6 protein-coding genes and 1 tRNA gene are annotated in these 8,237 nt (G+C 64.8%); 6 read left to right on the top strand and 1 reads right to left on the bottom strand.

The window, feature by feature from the left end:
* On the top strand, positions 1-1,575 hold a 1,575-nt coding region (locus AC5JJ6_RS27585; RefSeq protein ID WP_496045136.1), incomplete at its 5' end, for a response regulator.
* 135 nt (positions 1,576-1,710) lie between these two features.
* Positions 1,711-3,375: an ISL3 family transposase gene (locus tag AC5JJ6_RS27580; RefSeq protein WP_496045135.1), complete on the top strand. Its 1,665-nt coding sequence runs from the start codon at positions 1,711-1,713 to the stop codon at positions 3,373-3,375.
* 348 nt (positions 3,376-3,723) lie between these two features.
* Here the strand turns inward: AC5JJ6_RS27580 and AC5JJ6_RS27575 are convergent.
* Positions 3,724-3,798 (bottom strand) — tRNA-Val (locus AC5JJ6_RS27575).
* Positions 3,799-3,994: 196 nt separating this feature from the next.
* Between AC5JJ6_RS27575 and AC5JJ6_RS27570 the strand changes: the two genes are divergently transcribed.
* The 4 genes from AC5JJ6_RS27570 (at position 3,995) to AC5JJ6_RS27555 (ending at position 8,150) form a co-directional block, all read left to right on the top strand.
* Positions 3,995-4,879, top strand: coding sequence for an N-formylglutamate amidohydrolase (locus AC5JJ6_RS27570; RefSeq protein WP_496045134.1), 885 nt, complete (start codon positions 3,995-3,997; stop codon positions 4,877-4,879).
* 268 nt (positions 4,880-5,147) lie between these two features.
* On the top strand, positions 5,148-5,417 hold the full coding sequence (locus AC5JJ6_RS27565; protein ID WP_496045133.1) for a hypothetical protein: 270 nt from the start codon (positions 5,148-5,150) through the stop codon (positions 5,415-5,417).
* 128 nt (positions 5,418-5,545) lie between these two features.
* A complete protein-coding gene (gene otsB, locus AC5JJ6_RS27560) occupies positions 5,546-6,325 on the top strand; it encodes a trehalose-phosphatase (protein WP_496045132.1) in 780 nt (259 codons plus the stop codon).
* Between the two features lie 4 nt (positions 6,326-6,329).
* Positions 6,330-8,150, top strand: coding sequence for a glycoside hydrolase family 15 protein (locus AC5JJ6_RS27555; protein ID WP_496045131.1), 1,821 nt, complete (start codon positions 6,330-6,332; stop codon positions 8,148-8,150).
* The last annotated feature ends 87 nt before the right edge of the window (positions 8,151-8,237 follow it).

Below are 8,237 nucleotides of genomic sequence, written 5' to 3'. Positions count from 1 at the left end.
ACGGAGAAAGGGTGGGTCGAGGTCGGCGTCCGCGTCCTCAGGGGCGGTCCCGACGCGGTCAGACTGTGCGTCGAGGTGCAGGATACCGGCATCGGCATCGGCGCGGCGGCAAGGCAATCCCTTTTCCAGAAGTTCACCCAGGCCGACGCCTCCATAACCCGGCAATACGGCGGTACCGGCCTCGGGCTCGTCATCTGCAAGAACCTGGTCGAGCTGATGGGTGGCGAGATCGGGGTCAAAAGCGAGCCGAGCCAAGGCAGCACCTTCTGGTTCACGGTCGATCTCGCGCCGGCATTGACACAGGCCAGGAATACGGTCTCACTCAAGATAAGCCTTATGGGACTTCGCGTCCTCGTGGTCGACGACGTCGAGATGAACCGTCGCCTGCTCCGCCGCTTCCTAGAGCGGGAGGGCGTCGTCATCGCCGAGGCCGCCGATGCCTTCGACGGCTTCGCGGCCCTTGAGCGGTCCTGGCATCGCGGGGAGCCGTTCGACCTCGTTTTGCTTGATCACATGATGCCGGGAATGTCCGGCACCGCGCTGGCGGATCGCATGCGCCGGCAGGATCACCTGGCGGAAACGAAAATCGTCCTCCTATCCTCCATGACGATCCAGGCCGCCCAGGACCATACGGACACGAGGAGGCCTTTCCTCGACGCGGTGCTGATCAAGCCGATCCGGCAGCAGCTTCTCCTGGAAACCCTGCAGCGGTTATTCGGCTCCGGCGACCGCGACGGAGACAACGGGCCTGAGATCCCGGCCATCGCGTCGCAACAGCCGGGGTTGGCGTGGGAGCTCGCCCCTTCAGCCTTCGGTGAAAAAAAGATACTGCTTGCCGAGGACAACGGAATAAACCGGCAGATCGTGGTCTCGATGCTGGCGAAGCTGGGACTGACCGTCGACATAGCCAGAAACGGCGCCGAGGCCGTCGACGCGGTCCAGCGCTCCAGCTACGACCTCGTCCTGATGGATGTCCAGATGCCCGTCCTTGACGGACTGGAGGCGACCCGGCGCATCCGCGCGCTTACCGGAACCGGAGCCGGAACCCCGATCATCGCCATGACCGCCCACGCGATGAACGGCGACCGTGAAAAGTGCCTGGCGGCAGGGATGAACGACTACGTGGCAAAGCCCATTGATCCGGATGGCTTCATTGCGACGGTCCGATGTTGGCTTCAAGCCGATGTGCCGGAAAGTGCCGGTCGCCTGCAGACGGATGCGGAGGCGCCGATCTTCGATGAAGGGCCGCTGTCGCGCTTCAAAGCCGGCGTTCCCGCGGAGGATTTCGACCGGATCCTGGTGTCCTGGATCGCGAACCTTGAGCAGCGCCTTTCCTCGATAGCGGCGCATGCCGCCGCGGGCGACGGCCAGGCGCTGGGACGGGAGGCGCACAACCTGGCCGGTTCAGCCGGCACGTTCGGCGCCATGCGGCTGGCAGAGGCATCTCGGGAACTGGAAGAGGCCTGTCGAACGGACAACCCGGACAAGGCACAGTCCAGATCCTCGGGCCTGCTGGAGATCGGCAACCAGACCCTGGACGCGTTCCGGGTTTACACCAGATCCAGTCAGTTCTGACCGGTGACAGAGTTGGAAAACCAGCCCTTTCCAACTCTGATCTTCACCCGGTATAGCGGTTCTCCCGCAGTTTGCGTGGAAAACCCGAAAGTGAGGAACTGGAGTTCTTACGGGAGGAGCAACATATAGTAGTACATGCACGAATTTTATCCGATCCCGGACTGCCACATTGAAGAGGTGGGGCATGCTGGTCCGACGGGTCTTCGCATTGCCGTCCAGGGGGCGCATCCTGCTGCTTCCTGTCCAACGTGTCACACGACGAGCCTGTCCATCCATAGCAGATATCGCCGTCATCCGACCGATCTTCCAAGCTTCGGCACGGAAGTCCGCCTTGACCTCCTGGTCCGCCGGTTCTATTGCCGCAACCCGGTCTGCCCACGCCGGACATTCGCTGAGCCTTTGCCGAACCTGCTGGCGCCGCGGGCTCGCCGCACCCGGCGTCTCGCCACCGCCCAAGGCACGGTCGGGGTCACTTGCGGCGGCGAGGCCGGTGCGCGGCTGCTGCACCGGCTCGGCATGCCGGCCAGTGCCGACACCGTGCTGCGCCTCGTGCGCGCCCTTCCGCTGCCCGAGTGCGCGACACCCCGCGTGCTGGGGGTGGACGATTGGGCGCTGAAGAAAGGGCAGACATACGGGACGATCCTGGTCGACCTGGAGGAGCGGCAGGTGGTCGACCTGCTACCCGACCGCACTGCGGAGACCCTGGCGGAATGGTTGGAAGTCCGCGGCCCGATCGAGGTGATCGCACGCGACCGCTCCACCGAGTATGCCCGCGGCGCCGCCTTGGGCGCTCCCGCGGCGGTTCAGGTGGTGGACCGCTGGCATCTGCTCCAGAACCTGCGCCAGATGGTCGAGCGGTGGCTGGGTGGCATCCATGGCCGGCTGCGGGGTCTGCCACTGGTTCCGGGTGCGGAAGCCACACCGCCACGATGCACCCGGGCTTATCGGCGCAGCCGCGCCGAAGCCGCGGCAACAGCCGATTATCGGGATCGGCGCCTGGCGCAGTATGAGGAGGTCCAGCGGCGGTTCGGCGCGGGCGAGAAGTTGCTTGCGATCAGCCGGTCGATGGGGCTGGCACGGGGTACGGTGCGGCGGTACGCCTATGCGCAGAGCTTTCCCGAGCGTGCCGCGCGGGTGCCCGGACCGAGCATTATTGACCCGTATCTCGGTCACCTGGAAGCCCGGCTTGCCGAGGGATGTGAGAACGCGTCGGTGCTGTGGCGTGATCTCAAGGAACTTGGCTTTGCCGGATCCGCCAAGCAGGTGCGCCACTGGCTGAACGAGCGGCGCACCGGACCGGCAAAAACCACGCCGCACAAGTGGCGCTCCGACCACTCAGGAACCGCATCGGACACCGTTCACGATCCTGCCCTTGCCCTGATCTCGCCAAGGCAACTCGCCTGGCTGCTGGTTCGATCGCCGGAAGCTCTCGATGTGCCAGCGACCGCGACGCTCGCCCGGATTGCTCAGGATCCCGAAGTTGGCAGAACCCTCGCCCTGGTCCAAGGCTTCGCCGAGCTGGTGCGAGACTGCGGTATCCACCGCGACAAAGTTCCGGCCAACCCGCGCGCCGTCTTCGGAACCTGGCTTGAGGAGGCCCGGTCCTGCGGTGTTCCGGCCGTCGAGACTTTCGCGACCGGCTTGCAGCAGGATAGGGCGGCGGTCGAAGCGGCGCTTACCATGCCTTGGAGCAGCGGACAGGCGGAAGGCCAGATCAACAAGCTCAAGTTGATCAAGCGCCAGATGTACGGACGCGCCAACTTCGATCTGCTCCGTCGCCGTGTCCTCATCGCCGCTTGAATCCACGCAAACTGCGGGAGATCCCTATACCGGGGGAAGATCACTCCTGCGCAATGCCATGAACGAGAACGATCGTCGCCATGGAGTACCTCATCCGGTTCGCGCTCGGTTCAACGATCTGTCGCTTACACATCCATGGGTAGATTAAGCGCGGATCATCCATCAGCACTGAAGCCAAGCTGCTTCCCGCACCGAGTCGCGGACACTGATGGGACGGCTGAAACTGCAAAGCAAAATTGCTCTAATTTGCTCTCGCGTGCTTCCCCCTTGCTTCCCCGGCCTTAACGACGAACCAAGCCCCAGGAATGGCGAAGGCCAGCAAGTCATTAAACTTACTGGCCTTCAAGATGGTGGGCGTGACAGGGATTGAACCTGTGACCCCTACGATGTCAACGTAGTGCTCTCCCGCTGAGCTACACGCCCATCCCAGTGTTTTGCGAGGCGTTTGGTGCCCCGCTGCGGTGGACGGGTGATTAGCAAACCGTGTGGCGGGTGGCAACCCCCAGATTCACGAAAAAGCAAAAACTTTTGATCCTCCATGGAGGGAGCGCTGGTCAATGTGGCGTGTTCACTATCGCCAGATGACAGAACGACCTGATTCGGCTACACAAGATTGGCCATGGATCGATATTTCGACGCCGAAGCCGACCGGACCCAGGTCTTCGAGATCCTGGCCCCACCGGTACAGACACTGCCGCTGGTATTGGCCTCGCCGCATAGCGGCACGGCATACCCGCCGGATTTCCTGGCCTCATCCAAGCTGGACCCCTTCTCGCTCCGCAAGTCGGAGGACAGCTTCGTCGACGAGATCTTCATGGCGGCCCCGAAGCTTGGGGCACCGCTGATACGGGCGTTGTTCCCGCGCGCCTTCCTCGATGCCAACCGGGAAGCGTTCGAACTGGACCCCGACATGTTCGCCGACGCCCTTCCCGCCTATGTCAACACCCGATCGCCAAGGGTCGCGGCCGGTCTGGGCACCATCGCCAAGGTCGTCGCCAACGGGGAGGAGATCTATCGCAGCAAGCTGCGGTTCGCCGAAGCCCTGGGACGCGTCAACCGGTTCTATCACCCCTACCATGCGGCCCTGAAGCGCCTGGTGGACCAGACGCGCCATCGCTTCGGCTACTGCCTGCTGATCGATTGCCATTCGATGCCATCCAGCGGAAATCCGCCGGAAACGGCGTCCTCGCGGTCGAAGGTCGATTTCGTGCTGGGCGACTGCTACGGCAGCGCATGCTCGCCCATCGTGATGGAAACGGCGGAGCGGACGCTGCGGCAGCAAGGCTACATCGTCATCCGCAACACGCCCTATGCCGGCGGATTCACGACCCGGCACTACGGCCGGCCCCGCCTGGGCGTCCAGTGCCTCCAGATCGAGATCAACCGTGCCCTCTACATGGAAGAGCGGACCATCACGAGAAAGCCCTATATCGGCGAACTCGCCGGCCACATGGAAGAGCTTGTCGGCGCCCTGTCGCGCATCCGCACTCCCCTCCCGGAATAGCCGGCCGACCTTACCGCCCGACGTAATCTGCGGTCCCGGCCTGCCGTTCAGACAAAAAAAGGGCCGTGACGAAAGCCACGGCCCGAGTCTAGGGAGGAAACGCCCAAGAAGTGCGTTACAGGATCGACCGCATCGGAGACGCCATCGATCCCGCACTGCACAATATGCCGACGAGGCCATCGGAAATCAAGAGAAAAAAGAATCCTTCATTGCCGCAACCGGTTAGCCAATAGTAGGCATCGGCAACTATCAGCAAGCTGAACCATTCATGCTGCATCGCAGCATTGAGTTAGGTGAAATTTCGGTGGCGGGAAAGCCGCTTCCGGCGGGGAAACCGGGCCTTTGCGGCGGTCAGAAGGAAGCCCCTGCCGGGGCCGCCTTGTTCCGCAAATTCGAAAAACAAAGGTATGACCACTTTGCATGCCCTCAAGGGTGCGGTGCGAAAAATCTGATCGTTTGCGGTGCGGCAGGACGCCTCACCTGCCGGCTGCCGAGCCCCGCTCGAGCCCTTGCCGAGCCGCCCTTCGGCACCGGCTGAGCATTTTCTTAGGTCCTGCGGCGGTCCGCCCAGCCTTTTCATGCGTTTAGCCTGGGTGTCGATGGATCGGGTAGGCCGCAAGGCCTTGCCGGTCCCTCATATCCGGTTCGATCAGTACAGGCTTCAGCATGACCATCAACGCCCCTGCCCCAGCGGCCGATCTGCCGCAGCCGTCGCCGGACTGGGCGCTCTTCCTGGATTTCGACGGCACGCTGGTGGAGATCGCCGACCAGCCGGACGGCGTGCAAGTAGCCCCGGAACTGCCCGGCCTGCTGGTCCGTCTGCATAGGGCTCTCGGGGGTGCCGTGGCGCTGGTGAGCGGACGCGGCCTGGACGACATCGACAGGATGCTGGGAACGCCGGCACTGGCGGCGGCCGGACAGCATGGGCTGGAACGGCGCGATCCCGCGGGCCGGCGGATCACCGCGACGATCGACCGCGGCGCTCTCGACGAGATCGTCGGCAGCCTCCACACCTTCGTAGCGGACCATCCCGGCACCCGGCTGGAGCCGAAAGGCATGACCGTAGCCCTCCATCACCGGAATGCGCCGGAAGCGGAAGGCGATGCCCGGGCCGTCGTGGCGAGGCTGATGGAGCGCCACGGCGCGGGATTCCACGTCCAGGAAGGCAAGATGGTGCTGGAGGTGAAGCCGAAAGGCTCGACCAAGGGCACCGTCGTCGAGCAGTTCCTGACCGAGCCGCCCTTCGCCGGCCGCACGCCCGTCTTCATCGGCGACGACGTGACCGACGAGGACGGCTTCCGCGCCGTCAACCGGCACGGCGGACACTCCATCCAGGTGGGAACGCGCCTGCCGACGGATGCTACCTGCCGCATCGCCTCGGTCGGCGATCTCCACCGCTGGCTCTCGCGAATGGCCGACGGCCTGGACGGCGCGGCGGGTAACTGACGCGATGAGCGACCTCAACCTTGCCCTGATCGGCAACGGCAGCTTCACGGCCTTGCTCGACCGGCGGGCGCGCATCGTCTGGTCGTGCCTGCCCCGCCCGGACGGCGACCCCGTCTTTTGCAGCCTGCTGAACGGCGGCGACGGCCACGCGGAACCGGAAGCCGGCTTCTACGAGATCGAACTGCTGGGCTGCGCCGGAGCCGACCAGCGTTACCTGCCCAATTCGGCCATCGTCGAAACGATCCTTCACGACGGCAATGGTTCCGCAATCGAAATCATCGATTTCGCGCCGCGTCACCGCCATCACGGCCGCTCGTACCGGCCGATCACGATCATCCGCCAGATCCGCAACCTGCGCGGCACGCCGCGCGTCGTGATCCGGGTCCGCCCCAGTTTCGCCTATGGATCGGTCGCGCCGTCGATCACGCGCGGCAGCAACCATATCCGCTACGTCTCCGCCGACAAGGTGCTGCGGCTGACGACCGACGCGCCGATCGCCTACGTGCTGGACGAGACGCCGTTCGTCCTGGACGACCCGGTGACGCTGCTGCTCGGTCCGGACGAGCCGTTGCGCGCCCCGGTGGACGAGAGCGGCCGCAATCTGCTCAACCTGACGCGTGACTATTGGCGGGAGTTCTCGCGCTCGCTGGCCTTGCCGTTCGAGTGGCAGGAAGCCGTGATCCGCGCCGCCATCACCCTGAAAATGTGCACCTTCGAGGAGACGGGGGCGGTGATCGCGGCGGTCACCACCTCGATCCCCGAGGCGCCGGGCACGGCGCGCAACTGGGACTACCGGTTCTGCTGGGTGCGCGACGCCTATTTCGTGATCCAGGCGCTCAACAGCCTGGGCGCCACGACCACGATGGAGGACTATCTCCACTACATCACCAACATCGTGGCCGGAGCCGGCAAGGGGACGCTCCAGCCGGTCTACGGCATCGCCCAGGAAATGAAGCTGGTCGAGCGCGCCGCCACGGGCCTTGCGGGATACCGGGGCATGGGACCGGTCCGGATCGGCAACGAAGCCTATGCCCAGATCCAGAACGACAGCTACGGCGCCGTGGTCCTGGCCTCCGCCCAGGCCTTCTTCGACCAGCGGCTGGTCCGTCCCGGCGGGGCCGACCTGTTCCATCGGCTGGAGCGTCTGGGCGAGCAGGCGATCCTGCTCTACGACAAGCCGGATGCCGGCCTGTGGGAACTGCGCACGACCGAGCACGTCCACACCTTCTCGTCCGTGATGTGCTGGGCCGCCTGCGACCGGCTCGCCCGCATCTCGGTGCAGCTCCGCCTGGACGAACGGGCCGAGTACTGGAGCGGCCATGCCGACAGGATCCGGGAAACCGTCCTGTCGCGCGCCTGGAACCCCGAACTCAACAGCTTCGTCGACGCCTATCGCACGGACGACAACCCAGGGGGCCAGCCGGTCGGCAAGATCGACGCCAGCCTGCTGCTGATGCACGAGCTGCGGTTCATCAAGCCGCACGATCCCCGCTTCCTCGGCACGCTGGCCGCGATCGAGGCCACGCTGAAGCGCGGCACCATGCTGTACCGCTACGTCCACAAGGACGACTTCGGCTATCCCGAAACCGCCTTCACGATCTGCACCTTCTGGTACATCGACGCGCTTGCCGCGATCGGACGGAAGGACGAGGCGAGATCGCTGTTCGAGCGGATGCTGACCTACCGGAACCATGTCGGACTGCTGTCCGAAGACATCGACCCGGCCACCGGCGAGCTGTGGGGCAACTTCCCCCAGACCTACTCGATGGTCGGACTGATCAACTCGGCCATGAGGCTGAGCAAACCTTGGGAGGAAGCGTTTTGAGCAGACTGGTCGTTGTGTCGAACCGGGTCGCGCCGATCGACGAGGGCAAGCAGTCGGCCGGCGGCCTTGCGGTCGCCGTGCTGGCGG

This window comes from Skermanella sp., assembly GCF_059503625.1.
The sequence above is the reverse complement of the archived record's forward strand: the minus strand, read 5'-3'. Positions and strand labels throughout refer to the sequence as shown.